The organism is Paenibacillus chitinolyticus NBRC 15660 (genome assembly GCF_000739915.1).
GTDB lineage: Bacteria > Bacillota > Bacilli > Paenibacillales > NBRC-103111 > Paenibacillus_F > Paenibacillus_F chitinolyticus.
In genome coordinates, this window is record NZ_BBJT01000009.1 from 151,188 (window position 1) to 174,429 (window position 23,242).

General features: G+C 55.2%; 21 protein-coding genes. 15 read left to right on the forward strand and 6 right to left on the reverse strand.

Annotated elements, in window-relative coordinates; genetic code table 11:
- Nucleotides 1-46: 46 nt before the first annotated feature.
- Nucleotides 47-331: a YlaN family protein gene (locus PCH01S_RS20855; RefSeq protein ID WP_042232658.1), complete on the forward strand. Its 285-nt coding sequence runs from the start codon at nucleotides 47-49 to the stop codon at nucleotides 329-331.
- Nucleotides 332-379: 48 nt separating this feature from the next.
- Here PCH01S_RS20855 and cax read toward each other — a convergent pair whose 3' ends face one another.
- The gene (gene cax, locus PCH01S_RS20860; protein WP_042232660.1) at nucleotides 380-1,423 is read right to left on the reverse strand and encodes a calcium/proton exchanger; all 1,044 of its coding nucleotides are present in this window, start codon (nucleotides 1,421-1,423) and stop codon (nucleotides 380-382) included.
- A gap of 198 nt (nucleotides 1,424-1,621) precedes the next feature.
- Between cax and PCH01S_RS20865 the strand changes: the two genes are divergently transcribed.
- Nucleotides 1,622-2,008 carry an Asp23/Gls24 family envelope stress response protein gene (locus PCH01S_RS20865; protein WP_042232663.1) on the forward strand — a complete coding sequence of 129 codons (387 nt, stop codon included), beginning with the start codon at nucleotides 1,622-1,624 and terminating at the stop codon, nucleotides 2,006-2,008.
- Nucleotides 2,009-2,121: 113 nt separating this feature from the next.
- Here PCH01S_RS20865 and ftsW read toward each other — a convergent pair whose 3' ends face one another.
- Entirely contained in the window at nucleotides 2,122-3,303 is a 1,182-nt protein-coding gene (gene ftsW, locus PCH01S_RS20870) for a putative lipid II flippase FtsW (RefSeq protein WP_042232665.1), read from the reverse strand.
- A gap of 12 nt (nucleotides 3,304-3,315) precedes the next feature.
- On the reverse strand, nucleotides 3,316-3,660 hold the full coding sequence (locus PCH01S_RS20875) for a YugN family protein (protein WP_009672640.1): 345 nt from the start codon (nucleotides 3,658-3,660) through the stop codon (nucleotides 3,316-3,318).
- A gap of 136 nt (nucleotides 3,661-3,796) precedes the next feature.
- Between PCH01S_RS20875 and PCH01S_RS20880 the strand changes: the two genes are divergently transcribed.
- Together PCH01S_RS20880 and PCH01S_RS20885 are read left to right on the forward strand one after the other, a co-directional pair.
- Nucleotides 3,797-5,035: a M20 family metallopeptidase gene (locus tag PCH01S_RS20880; RefSeq protein WP_042232667.1), complete on the forward strand. Its 1,239-nt coding sequence runs from the start codon at nucleotides 3,797-3,799 to the stop codon at nucleotides 5,033-5,035.
- Nucleotides 5,036-5,085: 50 nt separating this feature from the next.
- A complete protein-coding gene (locus PCH01S_RS20885) occupies nucleotides 5,086-5,520 on the forward strand; it encodes a CBS domain-containing protein (RefSeq protein ID WP_042232669.1) in 435 nt (144 codons plus the stop codon).
- A gap of 66 nt (nucleotides 5,521-5,586) precedes the next feature.
- Here the strand turns inward: PCH01S_RS20885 and PCH01S_RS20890 are convergent, their stop codons facing one another.
- Nucleotides 5,587-6,357 carry a thermonuclease family protein gene (locus PCH01S_RS20890; RefSeq protein WP_042232671.1) on the reverse strand — a complete coding sequence of 257 codons (771 nt, stop codon included), beginning with the start codon at nucleotides 6,355-6,357 and terminating at the stop codon, nucleotides 5,587-5,589.
- Between the two features lie 170 nt (nucleotides 6,358-6,527).
- Here PCH01S_RS20890 and PCH01S_RS20895 point away from each other — a divergent pair, with 170 nt between their 5' ends.
- From PCH01S_RS20895 to PCH01S_RS20905, 3 genes are all read left to right on the forward strand, one after another.
- A complete protein-coding gene (locus PCH01S_RS20895) occupies nucleotides 6,528-8,225 on the forward strand; it encodes a DNA repair helicase XPB (protein ID WP_042232674.1) in 1,698 nt (565 codons plus the stop codon).
- Complete coding sequence (locus PCH01S_RS20900; RefSeq protein ID WP_042232677.1) at nucleotides 8,200-10,206, forward strand: helicase-associated domain-containing protein; 2,007 nt, start codon at nucleotides 8,200-8,202, stop codon at nucleotides 10,204-10,206. Before PCH01S_RS20895 ends, PCH01S_RS20900 begins: the two co-directional genes overlap by 26 nt.
- A 224-nt stretch (nucleotides 10,207-10,430) precedes the next feature.
- Nucleotides 10,431-10,883 carry a YlbF family regulator gene (locus tag PCH01S_RS20905; RefSeq protein WP_042232680.1) on the forward strand — a complete coding sequence of 151 codons (453 nt, stop codon included), beginning with the start codon at nucleotides 10,431-10,433 and terminating at the stop codon, nucleotides 10,881-10,883.
- A gap of 156 nt (nucleotides 10,884-11,039) precedes the next feature.
- Here the strand turns inward: PCH01S_RS20905 and PCH01S_RS20910 are convergent, their stop codons facing one another.
- Nucleotides 11,040-12,050, reverse strand: coding sequence for an asparaginase (locus PCH01S_RS20910; protein ID WP_042232682.1), 1,011 nt, complete (start codon nucleotides 12,048-12,050; stop codon nucleotides 11,040-11,042).
- A gap of 73 nt (nucleotides 12,051-12,123) precedes the next feature.
- On the opposite strand from PCH01S_RS20910, the gene PCH01S_RS20915 reads away from it, so the two are divergent.
- The 7 genes from PCH01S_RS20915 to PCH01S_RS20945 all read left to right on the forward strand — a co-directional run bounded on the left by PCH01S_RS20915 (nucleotide 12,124) and on the right by PCH01S_RS20945 (nucleotide 18,287).
- Nucleotides 12,124-12,387 (forward strand): YlbG family protein, encoded by a 264-nt coding sequence (locus PCH01S_RS20915; protein WP_009672616.1) that lies wholly within the window; start codon nucleotides 12,124-12,126, stop codon nucleotides 12,385-12,387.
- A gap of 299 nt (nucleotides 12,388-12,686) precedes the next feature.
- Nucleotides 12,687-13,124: a hypothetical protein gene (locus tag PCH01S_RS20920; RefSeq protein ID WP_042232685.1), complete on the forward strand. Its 438-nt coding sequence runs from the start codon at nucleotides 12,687-12,689 to the stop codon at nucleotides 13,122-13,124.
- Between the two features lie 116 nt (nucleotides 13,125-13,240).
- Nucleotides 13,241-14,152, forward strand: a complete 912-nt coding sequence (locus PCH01S_RS20925; protein ID WP_042232837.1) for a selenium metabolism-associated LysR family transcriptional regulator — start codon at nucleotides 13,241-13,243, stop codon at nucleotides 14,150-14,152.
- A 70-nt stretch (nucleotides 14,153-14,222) separates the two neighbouring features.
- Nucleotides 14,223-15,080 (forward strand): PHP domain-containing protein, encoded by an 858-nt coding sequence (locus tag PCH01S_RS20930; protein ID WP_053228761.1) that lies wholly within the window; start codon nucleotides 14,223-14,225, stop codon nucleotides 15,078-15,080.
- Nucleotides 15,067-15,948, forward strand: a complete 882-nt coding sequence (galU, locus tag PCH01S_RS20935) for a UTP--glucose-1-phosphate uridylyltransferase GalU (RefSeq protein ID WP_042232690.1) — start codon at nucleotides 15,067-15,069, stop codon at nucleotides 15,946-15,948. Before PCH01S_RS20930 ends, galU begins: the two co-directional genes overlap by 14 nt.
- A gap of 15 nt (nucleotides 15,949-15,963) precedes the next feature.
- The gene (locus tag PCH01S_RS20940) at nucleotides 15,964-17,280 is read left to right on the forward strand and encodes a UDP-glucose dehydrogenase family protein (RefSeq protein ID WP_042232692.1); all 1,317 of its coding nucleotides are present in this window, start codon (nucleotides 15,964-15,966) and stop codon (nucleotides 17,278-17,280) included.
- A gap of 74 nt (nucleotides 17,281-17,354) precedes the next feature.
- Nucleotides 17,355-18,287, forward strand: a complete 933-nt coding sequence (locus PCH01S_RS20945) for a MerR family transcriptional regulator (protein WP_042232694.1) — start codon at nucleotides 17,355-17,357, stop codon at nucleotides 18,285-18,287.
- A gap of 101 nt (nucleotides 18,288-18,388) precedes the next feature.
- On the opposite strand, the gene PCH01S_RS20950 is transcribed toward PCH01S_RS20945, so the two are convergent.
- On the reverse strand, nucleotides 18,389-20,146 hold the full coding sequence (locus PCH01S_RS20950; protein WP_042232696.1) for an Rqc2 family fibronectin-binding protein: 1,758 nt from the start codon (nucleotides 20,144-20,146) through the stop codon (nucleotides 18,389-18,391).
- 174 nt (nucleotides 20,147-20,320) lie between these two features.
- Between PCH01S_RS20950 and PCH01S_RS20955 the strand changes: the two genes are divergently transcribed.
- Nucleotides 20,321-23,101, forward strand: a complete 2,781-nt coding sequence (locus PCH01S_RS20955) for a calcium-translocating P-type ATPase, SERCA-type (RefSeq protein WP_042232698.1) — start codon at nucleotides 20,321-20,323, stop codon at nucleotides 23,099-23,101.
- The last annotated feature ends 141 nt before the right edge of the window (nucleotides 23,102-23,242 follow it).

The window sequence follows — 23,242 nt, forward strand, 5'->3', positions numbered from 1 at the left end:
TATATTAGACTTAAGGCGTAGGAATCTGTACAAGGGGGAAAGAAGTATGTCTTCATCGGATTTGCTGGTGAGTTTGAACCAGAAAGCACTTAATCTTCTTGAAGAAGATGCATATAAAATCGAAAAGCTGATCGAAATTCAAATGGAAAACTTGACGACTCGTCAATGCCCTTTGTACGAAGAGGTGCTCGATACACAAATGTACGGGTATTCGCGGGAAATCGATTTCGCAATCCGTGCAGGACTTATTCCCGCCAATGTCGGCAAGGAACTGCTGAATAAGCTGGAGCGTAATTTGGCGAAATTGTATGAAGCCTTAAATAAAAAGTAACCCACACCAGGCGGGTTACTTTTTTTGTTGATTCTATAAGGAAGTTCACTAGACGAGGAAGAAGACGACACCGAGGATCAGGTAAACCGCCAGTAGAAGGACCCCTTCATACCAGTTGGAGGAACCGTCCTGAGAGATGGATTTCGAGATAATAACGGCTACCCCGATGGCGACCAGCTCGTAAGTGGTGAAGACGATGTCCATTGTGTTCCCCATGAAGAAGCTCGAGAAAATAAGAACGGGAGCTACGAATAAAGCAATCTGGAGCGAACTCCCGACCGCGATCTCTACGGCGGCTCCTATTTTATTCTTCAGAGCCATCATAACCGCGGCGCTGTGCTCGGCCGCATTTCCGATAATCGCAATAAGGAAGGCGCCGACGAACAGTTCGGAGAGTCCGAATCGGGAAGTGAATTCTTCCAGCGTTCCGACGAGCCACTCACTTTCGAAGCCTACCATAACCGTAGCGAGAATAAGGAAGAGGATCGACGTCCTTTTGGACCAGGCCGGTTCGCTGTGTTCGACAACTTGATCGGAAAGCTCCTTCTTGTGCGTCACCATCGAGAAAATGAGCCACAAAATGTAGGCTACGATCAGGACGCCGGCCACGATCAGGCTCATCTGCGTCGTTTCTTTCTGGGTCAGACTTTTTGCAAAGACCGCCGGAATGAATAACGCGATCACGGCAAGTGTCATCAAGGAGGCATTGTGCGAGGCCAGCTTGATGTTGAAATTTTGCTCTTTAAACTTCAGACCGCCCGCCAGCACGCTCGCTCCAAGAACGAGTAGAAGATTACCGATAATGGCTCCCGTTAAACTGGCTTTTACGACATCGAACATGCCGTCTTTGACGAGAAAGAAGGCAATGATAAGCTCCGCCGCATTTCCGAAAGTCGCATTCAGGAATCCGCCCATCCGGTCACCGGCGTAGTGGGCGACGCTTTCGGTCGCTTTTCCCAGGAATCCGGCCACAAACAGGATAGCCAGACACGAGATAGCGAACTGGATTGTCGTGCCCCAGTGCATATAATGCGCGACGGCACTAAGTGCGAATGTGACAATTAAACCGATGTTGAACAGGTTCTTTCTCAAAAGCTATCCCTCCGCTTAAGGTTAAGTATCTTACAGGTATGTACGCTTTAAATAATATACCCACAAATGGGAATGTTGTAAAATAGGATTTCCGCGCCATAGAAAAAGTCCGCTTCCTTCCGGCTGTGACGCATTCGGTTGCTTTCTCAATTGCCAGCAATTACAATAGGGATAACGATTGGTGAAGGAGTGGTTCGGATGGTCGAAGAAATTCAAACGGGTAACATACGCATTTCAGACGATGTGGTGGCTACAATTGCCGGCCTCGCCGCTTTGGAAACACCGGGAATCGCCGCGATGTCCGGCGGAATATCAGAAGGATTCGCCAAACGTCTGAGCGGTAAAAATGTTCAACGCGGTGTTTCTGTAGAGGTCGGACAAGTGGAAGCGGCCGTCGATCTCCGGGTCATCGTCCTTTACGGAAGCAAGATCCAAGATGTATGCAGAGAACTGCAGCTTAACGTGCGCGAAGCGGTGGAGAACATGACGGGACTCCGGATCGTGGAGGTAAACGTCAAGGTGGAAGGCGTTTCTTTCAAGGAAGACGAGGCCGCCTCGATTGACGATCCGACCCGCGTGAAATAATCCGATTCCGGCCCGCTGCCGGGTAGCGTACATACCAAAAAAGGATGCCCTGGGGGCATCCTTTTTTTCTTGTCACGCACGCACAGACTATCGGATCAGGGGAGAAAGCGCTTCTAGCGGTATACCCGCGTAGTCTGCGTAACCTTCTCGACCTTCTCCTTCTTCTCCAGCCGGTTCTGCTCGCGGGAAAGGCTGAGCATGATCCCCATGCTGATCAGCGTGACCATCATGGACGATCCCCCGTAGGAGATGAGCGGGAGCGTAACCCCGGTCATCGGCAGCGTTCCTGTTACCCCGCCGATGTTGATAATGGCCGTAACTCCGATCATGGTCATAATGCCGACGCCGGTCAGCATTCCGAACCGGTCCGGGCACCGGACAGCAATGACGAGTCCGCGCCACAAGAAGATGATGTAGACCAGCAGGAAAAGTATGCTGCCGATCATGCCGAGCTCTTCGCCGATAATGGCGAAAATAAAGTCCGTATAGGGCTCGGGCAGATAGAGCTTCTGGATGCTCTGTCCAAATCCGGCCCCGGTAATACCGCCATGCCCGAAAGCGTAAAGAGACTGCATGACCTGAAAACCGCTGTCCAGCACATCGTCTTTGGGATTCAAGTAAGTAGTGAACCGTTTCATCCTTAGCCCGACATGATCGGAAGCGGATTTAAAATTAAATAGAAAGTAGAAGCCGAGAAACACCGCAGCGGCCAGTCCGCCTGCCACCCCGAGGGAAAACAGATGCTTCACACGGGCGCCTCCCACGAAGATCACCACGCTGGCGCAAAGGATAAGAATAGCGGCCGAACCGACGTCCGGCTGGAGTAGAATCCAGAAGGCGATAAAAGCCGTAATGAGAACAGCTGGCATTAGGCCTTTTTTCATATTCTGAATATTATCGCCCTTCTTGCTGATGAGCTGCGCCAGGTAAACGATTACAGCGAGTTTGGCAAATTCGGCGGGCTGGAGGCTGAACGTTCCGAGCGGGAGCCAGCTTCTGGAGCCGTTAATTCCTTTGAAAAAGAGGACGGCTACCAGCATGGCGACCACCACAAGAAAGCCGGGCTTGACCCAGTTTTTCAGTTTGCTGTACCGGATGTTCATGCAGAACAGCATCAAGAACGTGCCGATTACGGCAAATAAAATTTGTCTGGTCGCAAAATACCAAGGGTTGCTGAACTTGGTCGATGCGTATACCGAGCTGGAACTGAAAACCATCACGATGCCGAAGCAGACCAGCGCGAAGGTTAGGAAAAGAAGCAGAAAATCTGGCGTTCCTCTGCGAGGGGTACTCAAGAGAGTCTCCTGTTACGCCAGCAGTTGCTGAAGTTGGGACAACTTCTGCTTCGCTTTGTTCAAAATCGCGTCCGGAATCGGGGATTCGTAGTCGAGACCGTGCGGGAATGTAGCTCTGCCTATGTATGCTTCTTCGATGTACAGAATCGCGTAAGGAGATTCCAGTTTGCCGGATTCGGCACGTGTGTTCACACGCAGATAGTAGTCGGATTTCGTCGTAGGGTCTTCCATTTTCAAATCATAAGTTGCACGGGTATATTCCCACTGCCCACGTACAAAACCGAGTTTGGTCGTTACTTCGTCGAGGTGGGCAAGATCGCTTTTCAGGCCTTTAAACCCTTTGGTTTCAATAATCAATTCAGACGCCTCCAATTTCTATGCATTCTTTAACCATGATAGTATGTTTCCCTACGTCTTGCAAGTAAGAGCAAACCCGGAATCGTGTAAAATTGTTGTCGGTTTGGCGGTGAAAGACGTGGGAGGATTTGGTACAATGAAAGGAAGAAACGTATCAAACACGGGGGCGGGTGATACCTTGATCATACAGGGTGAGGAACTGGATAAAGAATGGGAAGCGATGTACGAGACGATGGTGTCCTGGAGAAGGCATCTGCATCAGCATCCGGAGCTCTCTTATAAGGAAGTCAATACGGCGGCTTTCGTAGCGGAGAAACTTACCGAGTGGGGGCTCGATGTCCGCACGGGGGTGGGCGGTTACGGGCTGATCGCCGATCTTCAGGGCAGCGCTCCCGGACCTACGGTCGCTCTCCGGGCCGATATGGACGCACTGCCGATACAGGACGAAAAACAGTGCGGCTACGCATCGAAGGTTCCCGGCATCATGCATGCCTGCGGACACGATGCGCACACATCCACTCTGCTTGCCGCCGCGAAAATATGGAGCACGAAAAAAGAACGGCTGAAGGGCAGAATTCGGTTTATTTTTCAGCATGCGGAGGAAGTTACCCCCGGCGGGGCCGCTTCCATGATAGAAGCGGGCGCCCTTGATGGGGTGGACGTTGTATACGGTGTACATTTGTGGACACCTCTACCGGTTGGGGCAGTCGGATCGAACCCGGGAGCGATGATGGCCGCGGCCGATGAGTTTCATTTTGAAATCCGGGGCAAGGGCGGCCACGGAGGAATGCCTCATCAAGCGATTGACAGCGTTGTCATCGGCTCGCACGCGGTCGTGAATTTGCAGACCATCGTCAGCCGGACAGTGAGCCCTATCGAGTCCTGCGTGGTCACGATCGGTTCCATAAACGGCGGAACCAACTTCAATGTCATTGCGGAAACCTGCAAAATGAAAGGGACGACCCGGACGTTCGATTCCGCTTTGAGGCTGCAGGTGAAAGAAAGGATCGAAGAAATTGTAGCTTCGACCTGCAAGATGTACGGGGCCGAGTCGGTCATGGACTACCGGTTGGGGTATCCGCCGCTGGTCAATCACCCCGGCGAGTTCGAACGGTTCCTTGAAGTCGCCTCCGGCATGCTTCCGGAAGACAGCGTTCTTACGATCGAGCCGGTGATGGCTGCGGAAGATTTCGCGTATTACCTTCAGCAAGTGCCGGGCTGCTTTATTTTCGTGGGAGCCGGGAACGCGCAGACGGGTGCGGACTATCCGCATCATCATCCGAAGTTCGATCTGGATGAGAGGGCGATGCTGACTGCCGGCAAACTGCTGACGCGAATGGCTCTGCATGTTTTGGACGAAACGGGGACACGCTAATTCCAGCCCTAACATAACTTGCCGTTATGCAAGTGAAGGAGGAATTCTTCGTGCCTACAGTCCGAGAGGTCATGTCGACCGACTGCGTAACCGTAACGCTGCAGGATAACGTATATGAAATTGCGCTTAAAATGAAACAGCACGATATCGGATTCATTCCCGTTGTGGAAGGAAACACGCTGATCGGCGTCGTAACCGACCGGGATCTGGTCGTCCGCGGCTATGCCGAGAAACACAGCGGGTCCACGGCCGTTAAGCAGGTTATTTCCGAGCACTTGACGACGATCTCGCCCGAAACGGATGTCCAGGAAGCGGCCAAAGTGATGGCCCAGCACCAGGTACGACGGCTTCCGGTCGTCGAGGACGGCAATTTGGTCGGCGTTATCGCGATCGGAGACCTGGCGGTCCGGGATAAGCTGGAAGACGAGGCGGGAGAAGCGCTGAGCCGTATTTCGAAAGGGCGGAGCACGTCCTCGAACAAATGAATGCCGCTTGGCAGCCCAAAAAAACGCACCGGCATCCGGTGCGTCTTTTTTTCGGGCTATTATAGACTATCCGGCTTTGCGGTAGCCGGCCTTCTTGGCGTCGTTCTCCGTGCAGAACATGGCTTCCGCCTGTGTCTGCTCGTAGGAGGAGCTGCCCGGAACGTGATAAATTTTTTCTTTCTTGGAATTGATATTGCCTTTGATTTGAGGATCGGGGCAGGCTGCCGTTTGATTGGCATCTTCCGAATTTTTGCCGGAGCCGCCTTTTGGGGAGTCGCCGGTTTTGGAGGGAGTTGAAGCGCTTTTGGCGCCCCAAAGGCCCTTGTTTTTGGAGCGGGCTTCCCGCTCCGTTTTTACAAAACGATCGGAGAACATCACATTGGGCTGAATGGTCATCACGTTGGCATACCCCTCCTGTAGAAGAAGTTCGTTATACATGACGGACTCCCCTTCAATAAAGACGTAACGGAGCAGCCGGCCGTATTTATCGGTATCTCCGGCATCGTTGAACAGATAGACGGTTGCTCCGGTCAACCGTTTTTTCGTATAGTCGGACGCTTCCTTGCCGTAAGGTTCGACAGGGCTGTTCGGCTTAACGGTTTCAGGCGTATTGCACCCGATCAGCCGCACTTTGTCTCCGTTTTCCAGCTCGAACGTATCGCCGTCCACTACTCTTTTGACCTTGGCTGTCGTCATTTTTTGCGTTTTCAGCTCGGGATAACGTGCAAGGACGGTTTCTTTGAACGATCCGGAATCCGTTTTTGGTTGGGCGGACCCGCAGGCGGCAAGAAAAAGGGCGGCAAGAATAAATAGAAGAAGGGCTTTTTTTGTGTTCATGAGATCCATTCCTTGTTGTGAGTTTGAATGCTCCTTTGGAAAAAGGAACCTCGTCATTATACAATGCTCCGAAACGGAGCACAAATGATCCGGCAACGTTTATTTCTCGGAAGTTCCTTTCATACTAAGAATAGTGAAGAGAGAATTCGGATAAAAAGGGAGGCCTCGCCGTGAATCCGGCATCTGACAATGCGCTCATCGTTCAACAGGATCTTACTGTACTGGCGGAAGCGGATCATGAGCGTTTCGAGTCGATCCGTGCGGAGTTGGCGCTTTTCGCGGATCTGGTTAAAAGTCCGAAGCATCTTCATACCTACAAAATAACGCCCTTGTCCCTGTGGAATGCGGCGGCTTCGGGCCTGCGCGGCGCCGATATTATCCGTTTTCTGAAGGAGGAATCGAAATACGGTATTTCCCGCCGCATGGAGGATGAACTTCTCTCCATTCTGGGCCGGTACGGACGGCTTCGGCTCATTTCCGACAAGGGGAAGCTGTATCTCCAATCCGCAGACACGGAGCTGCTGGCCAGACTGGGCGGTTTGAAAGAGTTGAAGCGGTTTTTCGACCGGGAAGACGCAGGTCCCGCGGAAGCTGTGCAAAGTTCCGCACTCGCAGTCCGGCCGGACATGAGGGGCGTCATGAAGCAGGAGCTGATGCGGCTCGGATATCCGGTCATTGATCTGGCGGGTTATCACGCGGGAGAAGATCTTCCGGCGGAGCTTAAAGGAGTGGAGCTGAGAGACTACCAGCGCCAAGCGGTAGAGTGCTTTCATCCGGCCGGCGGTTCGGACGGAGGCAGCGGAGTGCTCGTTCTGCCCTGCGGAGCGGGAAAAACGGTCATCGGCATCGCCGCGTTGACAAAACTAAGCTGCGCGGCGCTGATCCTGACCACAAATGTGACATCCGTCCGTCAATGGATCAAAGAAATCCTGGCCAAGACCAGTCTGGACGAATCACGCGTCGGTGAATACAGCGGGGACGTCAAGCTGGTTAGACCCGTCACCATCGCGACGTATCAAATTCTTACACACCGGCGTGAAAAAGGTGGCGAACAAGCCCATATGGAGCTGTTCAACAGCCGCGACTGGGGGCTCATTATTTATGACGAGGTGCATCTTTTACCCGCTCCCGTTTTCCGGGCGACCGCGGATATCCAGGCGACCCGGCGGCTCGGACTGACGGCGACCCTCGTGCGCGAGGACGGACGGGAGGAGGATGTTTTTTCCCTGATCGGCCCCAAACTGTTCGATATGCCCTGGAAGCGGCTGGAGCTGGAAGGATGGATCGCGCGGGTAACCTGCACGGAGATCGGCGTGGAGATGGAGACCGGTGAGCTGCAAAACTATTACGAAGCGGACAAAAGAAGCCGGTTCCGCATAGCCGGGGAAAACTCCCGCAAATTTCCGGCGTTAACGCGTCTCCTGGCCCGCCATGACGGAGAAGCGATTCTCATTATCGGCCAATATTTGGACCAGTTGAAAGAAGTCGCCCGGAAATTAACGATTCCCTTTATTTCCGGGGAAATGCCGCAGGCGGACCGGCAGCGGCTCTATGAAGCTTTTAACTCCGGGCTTGTCCGGATTCTCGCCGTTTCGAAAGTGGCTAATTTCGCCGTCGATCTTCCGGATGCTTCTGTCGCTATCCAGCTTTCGGGGAGCTATGGCTCCAGGCAGGAAGAGGCTCAGCGCCTCGGGCGCATACTCCGGCCCAAGAAGGGGAGAAACGAAGCCTTCTTCTACACCTTGGTCAGCAGAGGGACGAGTGAGCAGGAGTATGCGATTAAGCGGCGGATTTTTCTACTCGAACAGGGGTACGAATACAGGATAGAGGAGGGCGGGAGCGATGAACTATGCGCAAATACTCGATAAAATGCCGCCGGCCGCTTCCAGGCAGCTGCTCGGTCAAGATTGGATAAAAAGCGCGGCGGGGCACGGTATAGAGGCCCGGGAAGCTTTCGGAAATGAGGACGTGCTCAGAAAGCTCCGGGCAGCTCTGCAGCCCGATGAGGAGAAGCTGCTTCGGCTGATCGTCGTCCGTTTCGGCAGCCGGCCTTTTACACCGGCCGAACTTGAGAAGGAAACGGCGGACTGGGCGGCGGCTTTGGTTAAAACGGCCCTCACGGGTCTGCGCAGACGGGGGCTGATCGCGGCGTTCCGCAAATCGTGGGGCGACCGGCTGTTCCTGCTTCCGCAGGATGGTCTTCGGGGGTGGCAGGCCGTGTTTTTTGGCCCCGGCTGTGATGTAGTCGGGCACGGCGACGGAGCGGGCAGCCAGCGGAATGCCGGCAGCGACTATAACGCCAGGCTGCGGCAGCTTTACGAGCAGGGCGATAAGCCCCGGCAGGGACTTGCGCTGGACTTGTTTCTGCTGCTCAATTATGCGGATCTGCACGAGCTGCCGCTTACACAGCGCGGAGCTCTGCACAAGCGCCACGTACAGAGAATGACGGCGCTTCTCGGCTTTGACGAAACCGACCTGGCCGGCTGCGGGCTCCAGTTCGCGCATGCCGATACCTATCCGGTATCGCTGGCGGCAGCCTTGGATTTTTTGCAGCGGCTGGGGCTTCTGCACCGGATCCGGGACCGGCTCCTTCTGCACAAGCCCCGGCTTCGTGACTGGCTCGCCACGGACGAAGCGCGTCAATCGGAGATGTTGTACCGGCTTTGGACGGAACACCGTTTTCCCGAAGACGTGGATCTGCAGCACGCGGTATGCCTGCTCGACAAGCTCGCGGCCGGTACAAAAATACGGCTGAGCCGATTGGCGGCAGAGCTGAACAGGCGGGAAACGCTGGCCGGAGGAGAGGAGGAGGGAGCGCGTTTTTCCCTCGGGTTGGTTCAGAAATGGCTTCAACCTCTGCGGGCGTTCGGATGGCTCGACTGGGAGCCGGAAGACAGCGGTGACGTATCGGTTAGCTGGCTTCATCCCGTACGGTATGAACAGAGAGCGAATGAGGAGCGGAAAACGGCGAAACCGTCCGCTTTTTTGTATGTACAGCCGGATTTCGAGGTGATGATCCCGCCGGAATGCCCGTTTACGGTACGCTGGGAAATCGCCCGTTTCGCCGAGCTCGTGAAAAGCGACCGCATGGCCGTGTACCGCCTGACCAAAGAAAGCGTCCAAAGAGGGGCGGATCACGGAACTCCGCCGGAACAGGCCTTGGAGCTTCTCGAAAGTCATGCCCGCCACGGTGTGCCGGAAACCGTCCGGCTTACGATCGCCGCATGGGGCGAGCAGTACGGCCGGGTCGTGCTCGGCGGCGTGACTCTTTTGCGCTGCGCGGACGCGCAGCTGGCGGAACAAGTCTCGCGCCATCCCAAGATCGGGAGGCTGCTGCTTGAGAAAATCGGGGACTCTGATTTTATCGTTCCGGCAGGCAAAATGTCCGACATGATGAAGCTGCTGGACGCGGCGGGCTTTTCTCCGCGGCAGGCGGCTGATTTTCAGGACGAAGAGGAAGCACCGGACCCGGATGGAGATCCGGAAACAGAAACGCTTAAAGGAATCGTGTACGATCAGGACCCCGTCCAGTACCTGGAACTGGAGACCCGCCTGCCTACCGCAGAGGAAATGTATCCCGGAATGCGGGATATTCCTGCGGTCTGGTATCGGGAAAGCAGGGGGTACCATGCGTCGACTATTCTTAAAATCGTTCGGCAGGCGGTTACCTGGGGAGCCCCTGTTTTAGCCGAAGTTGAAGGCGGTGCAGTGGCGGTATGGATTCCGCGCAGGGCCGTGGAACGGGGAGAAGAGCTGACCATCGAACTGTCGGACGGCGCAGGCGGAAACAGAACGGTTCAAGCCGGTCGGATCAGCCGCATTCGTATCCTTTTGCCCGGAGTATCGTAACTTAAATTTGTTAAACTTGATTTATGGAAAATTATGTAATATAATTTACCTTGTACGAATCGTTTCTTTATTTTCAAACACCGAGACGCCTGTAAACGATCCTTTTTTTTCTGAGGAATATCCAACAAAAGTCATCCCGTATGCTTTTAAAAATGGAGAAAGTCCTAGGGAACTGTGATATGATAGGGGGAGTACGCAGGAAACACAAAAGGAAGTGATCGATTGTGAGTGTGGCGGAAGCCAAAACGATGGATATGTCGTCCATTCTAATGGGTGCGTATCAGGTGGGCGATCTCATTAACAACTCTGCCGAAGTGGCGGATTATCTATATTGGAAGCAGGCGGTGGAACAGGATTTCGAGGCGCAGAGGCTCGTGAGAGAGTTCAACAAAGCCAAAGATTTGTTCGAGGAATGCGAGCGTTTCGGCCATTTCCATCCCGATTACCATGCCGCGCTGGACAAAGTCCAAGCGGTGCAGTCCCGGCTTGAACAGGTGGAGAGCATAAACAGGTTCAAGGAAGCGGAGGAACGGCTGGATCAGCTGCTGTATACCATATCGAAAACTATCGCGACTGCCGTATCCGATACGATCAAAGTTCCCGGCGGGCTCGACACCGGATCGGGCGGCGGCTGCTCCAGCTGCGGATCTGGCGGGAGCTGCTCCAGCTGCGGTTAATCTCCGCAGGAACCGGACAAGCGGAACCGGGGGCTCGGCCCCCTCTAGGTTTCCGCACCGGCAGCCTTGACAATCCGAACGTCTCTTGACGGTAACGAGAATAGGTGATTTAAAAAAGCCGTGCCTGCGGATGATTCCCGCGGACACGGCTGCTGTTTAAATAAGCTTGAAGTCGGCTTGAATGGAGCCTACGACGGTGCCCTGCCAATTCGTGACCTTCGGTTCACGAAATTCCGCAAGGGCTTCCATCTCGTCCGTATGAAGCAGACCGAGCTGGACAAGCGCTTCGAACATCGCGCAGTAAAGCGCTCTCTGGGCGCCGTCCTCGATTTTCAGGACAAGCCCCAGTCCTTCATCGGGTACGGTGACGGCGAAGAGTCCTTCGGCGCCCATCTTCCCGATGATTCTGCCGCCGGTCGCCTCGGCGAGCCGCGTGTCGAAGCGGTCGCTTCCCGCGAGGTAGGAAGGCTCCCGCCGGATGGCCGCAATGATGCGGCGGCAGGCGTCCGCGCGCTCGGCGGAGAGGCCGTCGGGCTTGCCGAGACGCGCGTAAGCGAGCGCGAGACGGTCGATGGCCAGCCCGAACACGGGCACGCCGCAGCCGTCTACGCCCAGAGGAATTTCCTCGGGGGCAAGGCCCGCCATCTCTGCGACGGCCTGGAGCATCTGGCGCTGCACGGGATGCTCGGGCGACATGTAATGCTCGGTGCTGACGCCGAGCTTAGCCGCCAGAGAGAGCATGCCGGAGTGCTTGCCGGAGCAGTTGTTGTGCAGGGGCGTGGGGGCTTCCCCCTCCTGGCGCATCTGCCGCGAAGTCGGCTTGTGGAACGGATAGTGCGATCCGCACTGCAGATCGTCCGCTTCCGCGCCCGCTTTGGCCAGAATGGAACGCGCCGCGCGGACATGCCGGTCTTCCCCGTTATGGGAAGCGCAGATCAGGGCGATTTCGGCGTCCGTGAAGCCGAAGTCGGAAGCGGCGCCCGATTCGAGAACGGGCAGCGCCTGGATCAGCTTTGCGGTGGAACGCGCGAATGTAACCGCTTGAGGATCGCCCAGGCTGTGAAGCAGGCGGCCCGTATGATCGACGACAGCGATATGGCCGCGGTGAATACTTTCAGTGATGGGCCCGCGAATGACGCGGGCAATGACAGCCGAGGAAGCCGACATTTAGGATCATCTCCAACCCGTAAAATAGAATCAGTTTATCAGAAGCCAAACCTGTCTAAAGGAGTCAAACGACATGATAACGGAGCGAACCGGACTTATCATATGGGTGACTGATTTGAAAGCCGCCAAAAACTTGGAGCGCTTCGGATCGGTGCACTACATGTCCAAGAAAATGCACTATGTGGTGCTGTATATTCATGCCAGCCGGTATGACGAAACCGTACGCCAACTTCAGAAACTGGCTTACGTACGCAAGGTGGAACGTTCTTACCGCGGTGAAATTAAAACCGAGTACGAAAGCCACGGACCGGACAAATCAAAATTTTACACACTGTAGAGCAAAAGCGCAAATCTGTTTTTCCGAATAAGCCGGTTATTTGACCGACGGTCACTCCTTGTTGGCGTTGCGGCTGGGAAGTATTCTGAAATGTTATTTCATCCTCTTTGCAGTTTATGAGAAGATTGATTTTTTTGTTAATTTTGAATTTTCTACAGTTGTGTGACATTTTTTCTTGTACCGCGCCATATTTATAAATTAAGTGAGCGTTTTTATTTGGAAATATTTAAATATTGAGTTACAATGGTTGAAAACCAGTAGGTATAAAGGCCTAAATGCTTGGAGAGGAGTTGTGATTCATGAGGGACAAAACAATGGACCGCTGGAGCACGTACGAACCTTTTTATGTTAACCTGAACGACAAAAAAATTGCGGACATTGTGATCACGAATCACGCTCGTCTCCGCTGGACGGACCGGGTTGAAAGCGAGAAAACCGGCTTCGAGGACATATGCGATTTTTTATGGGATAAACTGAAAGACGGACGCATCGCTTCGTATTACAAGAACGAACAGGACGTTTATCTCGTGGACGACGATCTGGTGATGGTCGCCGAGTTTTCCGTCATTGAGAACGAAACCGATATTGCGGGCAACCCGCTTCATAAAATGATTATCGTGACTTTCCTCGGCAGAATGTCGGAGACCATCGAGCTGCGCGATCTGAAATCGTACTACTCGTGGCTCCGCCACTCCCGCCGGATGACGCTGATCAAGAACAGCCGCAAGCGGCGGTAACTCCGGCAGATGAAGGGTTTACGACACGACGAAGAGCATGCCTGCATTTTGCAGGCATGCTCTTTTTTCTGTCTTATAAATGCTATAATAAATGCGGAGAAAGGGCGGCGATGACGATGGCTCTGAATTTTCACCAGCTTCATATCTTTTACACGGTAGCCGAAAAGGGCAGCTTTTCGCACGCCGCGCAGGCGCTTCATATGACGCAGCCCGCGGTCACGATGCAGGTGCAGTCCCTGGAGGATCATTTCGGAATCAAGCTGTTTCACCGCTCTACCAAAAAAATCGAATTGACGGAAGCGGGAAGGACGCTGATTCCCTACGCCCGCAAGTGCGTCGAGCTCATCCGGGAAACCGAGAACGCCATGACAGGCTTTACGGCCATGGCCGAAGGACGGCTGCAGCTCGGAGCCTCGCTGACGATGGGGGAATACATCCTGCCCCGCCTGCTGGGACCCTTCCGCAAAGAATACCCGAATATTTCGGTTGCGATGAAAGTCATGAATACGACGCAAATTTTGGACGAAATTTTTGCCCATCAGCTGACGTTCGGCCTTGTCGAGGCTCCCATTCAGCATCCGGATGTCCACACGGAAGCCATTTTGAGCGATGAGCTGAAGCTGATTGTCCCTGCGGGGCATCCGCTGGCGGAGATGGAGACGATCCGTATGGAGGACGTTTTCCGATACCCGTTCGTCCTTAGGGAAGAAGGCTCGGGAACCCGGCGGGTCATGGAAGAGGAGCTGGAGCGGACGGGCATCTCATGCAGCGGAATGGACATTGTCATGGAACTGGGCAGCACGGGAGCCATCAAATCGGCGGTAGAAGCCGGTCTCGGCGTTTCTATTTTGTCGCAGTCATCGGTTAAACATGAGGTCCGGCTTGGTATATTAAAGATAAAGGAAATCGAAGGCGTGTCTTTTTCGCGCAGTTTCTACGCGATTTATTTGAATTCGACCCTTCTGCCGTTGTCGGCGGTCAGCTTTTTGAATTTTATGCGGCGGGACGATTTGGTCAAATGGCTTTAGAAACGGGCGTTACATCCCTATAGAGATGACCGGATACATTTTGCCGGAGAAAAAAGGAGGGGCACCATCTATGACTCAATGGGCCGATTTACATACGCACACGACGGCGTCGGACGGAACGCAGGCGCCCGAGGACAACGTCCGGCTGGCTAAGGAAGCCGGGCTTGCGGCCGTAGCGATAACCGATCACGATACGGTTTCCGGCGTCAGGGCGGCGCAGCTTGAAGGCAGGCGGATAGGGATCGAAGTCGTTCCCGGCGTCGAAATCAGCACGGTGGCCGGCGGGCAGGATATCCATGTGCTCGGTTACTACATCGATACGGAGTCGGAAAGCTTTCTGGAGCGTCTGGAAGAGCTCCGGAATACGCGCAACAAGCGCAACGAGATGATGCTGGCGCGTCTGAACGAGATGGGTCTTGCCGTTTCGATGGAGGAAGTCGTCAAACACTTGGAGGCCGGCAAAAGCGAAGAGGACACGATCGGCCGCCCTCATATCGCAAACGTTCTGCTTGCCAAAGGATATGTAAGCTCGATGAACGAAGCTTTCGAGAAATATCTGGGCAAAGGCGGAGCCGCTTATATCAATCCGCCGCGCATTCGTCCCGTTACGGCCATCGACTGGATTAGAGATGCCGGCGGAGTCGCCGTGCTTGCCCATCCGGGTCTTTACGGCGATGAAGACATCGTGCGGGAACTCATCGCATATGGTTTAGATGGCATCGAAGTCAACCACGCCGATCATACGCCGGAGCAGGAAGCCCATTACGGGCGCCTGGCCCGTGAGCACGGGCTGATCGCAACGGCAGGCTCGGATTTCCACGGCGTTCGCGCCGGCCAGGTATTTCACGCTCCGCTCGGTTCCAAGCGCACTTCGCTGGAAACTGTGCGGAAACTTCAGGAACGGAGGAACAATCGTGAAAATTCGTAAAGCGATCATTCCCGCGGCCGGTCTCGGAACGCGGTTTCTGCCCGCCACCAAGGCGCAGCCCAAGGAAATGCTGCCGCTGGTGGATAAACCGGCCATTCAATACATAGTCGAAGAAGCCATCGAATCCGGGATCGAGGATATTCTAATCGTCACGGGACGTAACAAGCGCGCGATCGAAGATCATTTCGACAAATCTGTCGAACTGGAAATGATGCTTGAGGAGAAGGGGAACGATGAGCTTCTTTCCCTGATCCGTACGGTCACCAACCTGGCCGATGTGCACTATATCCGTCAAAAGCAGCCGCTCGGTCTGGGCCATGCGATTTACTGCGCCCGCAAGTTTATCGGGAATGAACCGTTTGCGGTACTTCTCGGAGACGATATCCTTCGTTCGTCCAAACCCGCTCTGCGCCAGATGATGGACGTGTTCGAGGAGACTCAGACGTCCGTCATCGGCGTCCGTGAAGTTCCCTGGGAAGATGTGAGCAAATACGGAATTGTCGTACCTTCGGACGAAATTACCGCTTATAAGAAAATTGCGGATCTCGTGGAGAAACCGGACCGCGGCGATGCGCCTTCCAACCTGGCCGTAATCGGCCGCTATCTGATTATGCCGGAGATTTTCGATATCTTGGAGAAATGCGAGCCAGGACGCGGAGGCGAAATCCAACTGACGGACGCGCTGCGCATTTTGAACGAAAAGCAGCCGATGGTCGCCTATCCGATCGAGGGGAGAAGATACGACGTCGGCGATAAATTCGGCTATATCCAGGCCACCATCGAAATGGCTCTGGAGCGGGAAGGGCTGCAGGAGGAACTGCGCTCGTATTTAACGAACCTCGTCCGTCACGAGTTTCATATCGGATAAGGAGGAGAACCTTGAATGGAGCGCATTGCCGTTATTGGGACGGGGTATGTCGGGCTCGTTACCGGATGCTGCTATGCCGAAATCGGGCATGAAGTCATCTGCGTAGACATCGATCCCGATAAAGTTCGCCGTCTCAGCCTTGGCGAAATTCCGATTTACGAACCCGGGCTGGGGGAGCTTGCGGCTTCCAACCAAGCCGCCGGCCGGTTGTCTTTCACGACCGACCTGGCAAGAGCCGTGCAGGACTCGTCCATTATATTTATTGCGGTAGGAACGCCTACGCTCGAAAACGGGGAAGTCGACATGCAGCAAGTCCGCGGCGCGGTGGAGACACTGGCGCGGCAGATGAACGATTATAAAATCATCGTAATGAAAAGCACGGTGCCCGTAGGAACGTCCAGGCGCATCCGGCAGTGGATGGAAGAAGGGCAGCAGCGGCCCGTTCCCTTCTCCGTCGTGTCCAATCCCGAGTTTCTAAGAGAAGGGACGGCCATTCACGACACGTTTCATCCCGACCGGGTCGTGATCGGGTCCGACGATGCGGATGCCGCTCTCCGCGTAGAGAGGCTTCAGGCCGCGTTCGGCGGCGAGGTTGTGCGGACCGACCCCGAGAGTGCCGAACTGATTAAATATGCGTCCAATGCCTTCCTGGCCGCTAAAATTTCATTCATCAACGAGATGGCGAACGTATGCGAGAAAGTAGGTGCGGACGTTAGTCTCGTTGCCCGGGGAATGGGGCTCGATAACCGGATCGGGCCCAAGTTTCTGCAGGCGGGAATCGGTTACGGCGGCTCCTGCTTCCCCAAAGATACGAGGGCGCAGTTGAAAATCGCCCAAAATGCCGATTATGATTTCCGCATTCTGCGGGCGGTCATCGAGGTCAATACGCTTCAGCGCGAGCGGTTTGTGGAGAAGGTAACGGCCGCTTTGGGCGGAAATGCGACAGGCCGGAGCATTACGGTATGGGGGCTTGCGTTTAAGCCGAACACCGATGACCTCCGCGATGCCCCTGCGCTGGATATTATCCGTGCCCTGCAGGAGCGGGGAGCGGTTGTGACGGCGTACGATCCGGCCGCGGCTTCCAAAGCGTCTGCCCTGCTTCCCGGTGTACGCTGCCTGACCGATCCGTATGAGGCCGCGGAAAATGCGGAAGCCGTGGTGATCGCAACCGATTGGGAAGACCTGCGGCGTATCGATTTCGATAGGCTCCGCAGCCTTGTCCGGAAGCCGCTTATTATCGACGGGCGTAACATGTTTGCCCCTGCCGAGATGGCGGAGAAAGGGTTTACTTATGTGTCCGTCGGACGCCCCGCATTCCCCGGCCCGGTTTAAACCGTTCATTGTATAAGCTTTGTTAATGGTTTATAATTGGGGCATGTTCAAGGTTAGCCGGGGGTACAAAAGACATGAGCCGACTTTATACAATCAAGGAAGCTTCGATGCGTTCCGGACTTTCCACCCAGTTGATCCGCAAATGGGAGGAGCGTTACGGCGCCGTTCAGCCGGACCGTTTTCCGAATGGGTATAGAGGCTACACGAATCATGATATAGAAACATTGATATGGCTGAAAAGCAAGGCGGATTCCGGTGTTCCCATCGGTCTCGCCGTTCAGGAAAAACAGCTGCGGCTCGAAAGCTCGGCTTCGACCGAGACAATCTCTCGGTCGGAGGCCGAGCTTCCGTTTATCCACAGCGAACTGAAAGAGTATCAGGAGAAGCTGCTGGGTTTATTTCTTCAGCTGGATCAGGCGGGCGCCCAGCGGTTTTTCGACCGGCTTGCGGCGCTGCACCAAATGGACTTTATTCTGCTTCAAGTTCTGCAGCCGACGCTGATCCGAGTCGGAGAGATGTGGGAACGAGGAGAAATCTCCGAGTATCAGGAGCATTTCGGGAGTCATTTTATCCGGGAACGTCTGCTGGCGTTAAAGAACTTATTTTCCATTCCGCCGGGCGGCCCCAGATTGATTACCGCCTGTTCCCCTTACGAGAGTCATGAACTGGGGATTCTGTTTCTGGGTTATTTCGCGCTGCAAAACGGCTTTCAGACGCTGTATCTCGGGGCTTCGCCTTCGGAGAAGGGCATCCTTGATTGTCTGGAGCAGATCCGTCCTGCGGCGTTCGCCTTCGGTTCTTCGATGAAGTCGATGCTGGACGAAGCTTATCTGTTCTATGCAAAGCTGGACCGGAGAATCGGGGAGCTCGGCAGCCGGACCAAAGTGTTTATCGGCGGAAATGCGATCGAACGCGACGAGGTGCTTCACGGCACGAAGCATATTTACCTGCTTTCCGGCGATGCGCGGGAATGCGCGCTTAAACTGAAAAAGCTGACAGCCTATTGAGCTGTCAGCTTTTTTGGTTCGGTGTCCCGGCGGTGTTTCCGCAGTCAGGACCCGGTTGCTTGTTCGAATGCAGCAGGCTACCGGGGCCAGACTGCGATTTTTTAAGCCTTCACAGTTTGCGGCATCTGCTTGATCAACTGGTCGTCCGGTGTCACAAACAGCGTTTTCTGCTGTTCGTAAATAACGAATCCCGGCTTGGCGCCGCTTGGCTTATGTACGTGGCGGATGAGGGTGTAATCCACGGGAACCGAGCTCGATTCCTTCGCCTGGCTGAAATAAGCGGCAAGCTGGGCCGCCTCGTGCAGGGTGGCTTCGCCGAAAGACTGGCTGCGGATCACGACGTGCGAGCCCGGAATATCCTTCGTATGCAGCCATGTATCTCCGGCGCTCGCAAGCCGGTTCGTCACATAGTCGTTCTGGGTATTGTTCTTGCCGACGTAAATCGGAACGCCTTCGCTTGATGTGAAGCAGGCTACGGACGGCTTATCGGTTTTTTTCTTGCGCTTGCCTTTCGTATGGCGCTCACGCACATAACCCTGCTCCGCAAGCTCATCCCGAATTTCCGCGATATCCCGCATAGAGGCGGAACCGAGCTGCTGAAGAAGCGAGGAGAGGTACTGGATCTCCATCTCGGTCTGGCTCATTTGCTCCTCCACGTAGGCCAGGCTGTTTTTACTTTTTGTATATCGTTTAAAATAGCGCTGCGCATTCTCCGAAGGCGTAAGCAGGGGATCGAGCGCTATGCTCTGCTGCGGCTGGGCTTCCTCGTAATAATTAACCACAACCGCTTCCTTATCCCCTTTGCGGATTTGATGCAGATGGGCCGTAAGCAGTTCACCCATAATGCGGAAACGGTCCGCATCTTTCGCTTCTTCCTTCGTTTCCCGCAATTTATCCATTTTCTTGATGTTTTTGGCTTTCTCGTTCTGCAAAAGCTTGACGAGATCGGCGGCACGCTGCTTGACGGTGTCACGCTCCGCCTTGTCCCCGAAGTAACTTTCCAGGCACTCGCTGACGGTAGGGAACAACCGGGACTCGCCTTCGATCTGGGTCAGTTCCATGACTGAGAAGAAAAGCTTGCCCGTCTTCGTTTCTTCAACGATGACGGGGGAATACCGCCGCTCGCGCACTGCGTCCGTCACGCTGCGGAAAGACTGCCACAGCGGGGCGAGCGCGTCCTCGCCGTACGGCACGCCGAGCCGGGTTCCGCTGCGGTAGACGATTTCCCGCGCCGCAAGGGGGCTCAGGCCGCTGAAGGAAGCGAGCATCTGCTTCTCCGGCGCGGCGTCTTCCCCGATTCCCGCGCTCATGCTCCGGCGGAACACGGCTTCGCTCGTATCCAGCGGATTCGCTTTGTCTTGGGCCGGAGGCTCCGCGTAGGCGCTGCCGGGCATGACGATGCGATAAGAGCTGATCGCCGGCGTCACGTGATGAATGCCGTCTAGGATGGTGCCCGTGGAAGGGTCCATCAGAATCAGGTTGCTGTGTCTGCCCATGATCTCCACGACGATGGTTTTCGTGCTCACATCCCCGAGTTCGTCGCGCTGGCGCACACGGAAGTGAACGATCCGCTCCAGCCCGACCTGCTCGATGGAGTCGATGATGCCGCCCTCGCAGTGCTTGCGGAGCAGCATGCAGAACATGGGGGCTTCCTGTGGATTCAAGTACTGTCCTTCCGTCACGTGCATGCGCGGATAGGTAGGATTCGCGGAGAGAAGAAGTTTAAGCGAACGACCGCGGGCGCGGATCTGCATAACCACGTCACTGCCCGTGGGCTGATGTATTTTATTAATCCGGCCTCCTACGCATTCCTGCAGCTCGTGCACGATTGCATGGAGGACCAGTCCGTCTAATGCCATGATGAAAGTCTCCTATCCAAGTTCATTACATTCTATCATGCCATAAATGCGAGGAAATTTTAAGTTCTTTCTTTAGAAGCACCGTCCAAGCTGGGATATTTTGCGGCTTGTCTGAATACATTTAGCAAGAGAAGCGGGTCTTGCACCTGAAAGTAACCGGGAGGGGAAACGGTGATGAGTCAGAAAGAATGGTACCAGATGACGGCGGATGAAGTCCTGCAGTCGCAGCGCGTTCATCCGTCCGAAGGTCTGTCATCGGCAGAGGCGGACAACAGACAGACCGAAGCCGGCCGCAATGAACTGTCCGAAGGAAAAAGCGTTTCGCCAGTCACCTTGTTTTTAAACCAGTTCAAAGACTTTATGGTTCTCGTATTGATGGGGGCCACACTCGTATCGGGACTGCTCGGCGAATATTTGGACGCGATAACCATCGTCGCCATTATCATCATGAACGGAATTCTCGGGTTTATACAGGAATTCCGCGCGGAGCGTTCGCTCCGTGCTTTGAAAGAACTTTCGGCGCCGGGAGCCAAGGTCATGCGCGGAGGCGAACTGCAGACGATCCCCGCCCGCGACCTGGTTCCCGGGGATATCATCCTCCTGGAGAGCGGAGACCGGGTTCCCGCGGATATCCGTCTCATCGAAGCGAACAGCTTCTACGTGGAGGAATCCGCTTTGACGGGCGAGTCCGTTCCGGTCGGAAAAACCGTCGATCCCCTAAGCTCCGACACTGTGACGATCGGCGATCAGCGGAATCTCGCGTTTATGGGCACGATGGTTACCCGGGGCACGGGGAAGGGCGCGGTCGTGCGGATCGGCATGGAGACCGAAATGGGCAAGATCGCCGACCTGATCCAGAATACGCAGACGCTTGAAACCCCGCTGCAGCACCGGCTGGAACAGCTCGGCAAGATCCTGATCATCGTAGCGCTCTGTTTGACGGTCATGGTCGTTGTCGCCGGTATCGTGCACGGACAGCCTCCTTACGCGATGTTCCTCGCGGGAGTCAGTCTGGCCGTAGCGGCTATTCCGGAGGGACTGCCCGCCATCGTTACGATAGCTTTGGCCCTTGGCGTACAGCGCATGATCAAGCGCAAAGCGATCGTCCGCAAGCTGCCCTCCGTCGAAACGCTGGGCTGCGCTTCCGTGATTTGCTCGGACAAGACGGGGACGCTGACCCAGAACAAAATGACGGTGACCCATCTGTGGGTCGGCGGCAGCCTGCTGGAAGTGAGCGGTGACGGGTACACGCCGGAAGGCGAGATCAGCGCCGGCGGCACGCGGGTCAATCCCGCCAAAAATTCGATGCTGCGCCAGTTTCTGCAGGTATCGGCTTTGTGCAGCAATGCCGTCCTTTATAAAGAGGAAGCGGAACCGGTCAAGAAAAAGCGCGCCAAAGACGAACCGCCGGAAACGGTATGGAACGTAAAGGGAGATCCGACGGAAGGCGCTCTTGTCGTATTGGCCGCTAAAGCCGGCGTTACGCACGAAGTCTTGAATCCGCAGTTCGACCGTCTGGCCGAGTTCCCTTTCGACTCCGAAAGAAAGCGGATGTCGGTTATCGTCTCCAGCGGCGGCCGCAAGCTCGTGATGACCAAAGGAGCGCCGGATGTGCTCATGCAGCACTGCACTTACATTTTATGGGACGACAAGGTGATTCCGTTCACATCCACGCTGAAAGCCAAAGTGATGGCCGCGAACGAAGGAATGGCGCGTTCGGCTCTCCGCGTGCTGGGAACGGCTTACCGGGAGCTGAAGCCGACGGAATCGTGCGAGGATCACGAGGATGCCGAGCGCGGGCTCGTCTTCGTAGGCTTGGCCGGCATGATCGATCCCCCGCGCCGCGAAGTCCGCGAAGCGATGGCCAAATGCCGCAAGGCCGGGATCAAGACGGTGATGATCACGGGCGATCACCTGACGACGGCGGAAGCCATCGCCAAGCAGCTCGGGATGCTACCGGCCGGGGGGATGTGCATCAGCGGCCACCAGCTCGCGGCTATGGACGACGAAGCGCTCGAAAGCAAAGTAGACGATATCTACGTCTACGCCCGCGTTTCGCCGGAGCATAAGCTCCGCATCGTCAAAGCGCTGCAGGCCAAAGGCCATGTCGTCGCGATGACGGGCGACGGGGTCAACGACGCGCCGGCTATCAAAGCGGCCGATATCGGCATCGCCATGGGCATCAGCGGCACCGACGTGACGAAGGAAGCGTCGTCTCTGGTGCTCAGTGACGATAACTTCGCGACGATCGTGGCGGCTATCGAGGAAGGCCGGGGAATCTACGAGAACATCCGGAAATTCATCCGGTATCTGCTCGCTTCCAACGTCGGGGAAATTCTGACGATGTTTCTTGCCATGATGGCGGGTCTTCCTCTGCCGCTTATCCCGATTCAGATTTTGTGGGTCAACCTGGTGACGGACGGCCTGCCCGCGATGGCGTTGGGCGTCGATCAGGCGGAGAAGGATCTTATGCAGCACAAGCCCCGCTCGGCCAGAGAAAACATTTTCGCACGCCGTTTGGGCTGGAAAATTATTTCCAGAGGTTTTCTTATCGGGGTCTGCACGCTTGGCGCTTTCTGGCTCGTACTGCGGGTAAATCCGGGAGATGCCCAGCATCTCGTCAAGGCGCAAAGCGTTGCCTTCGCGACGCTCGTTATGGCGCAGCTTATCCACGTGTTCGACTGCCGCAGCTCGCGTTCCATTTTTCACCGCAATCCGCTTCAGAACAAATATTTGGTCCTGGCGGTCCTGTCTTCGCTCGTTCTGATGCTGGGCGTGATGTACACCCCGCAGCTGCAGCCTATTTTCAAAACCGTTCCGCTCGGCTTCAAAGACTGGATCATCGTGCTGGTTGCGGCAGGTATTCCAACCTTCCTGATGGGGCTGGGGAGCGTCATGCAGAATCCTTCCAAGAAAAAAACGGCGAAGTACAGCTCCAAGCCGAGCTTCCGGTAATCCACGCGGGCGGATCGCCCGGAAAGATTTCGAACCCGTTTAACGGCCGAGGCCGTCACGGGTTTTTCTTTTTTGCGGGAAACTGGCGATAGCCAGAGGTATTCTTTTACGCTATGATAAAGGGAATGACATTATATCGAT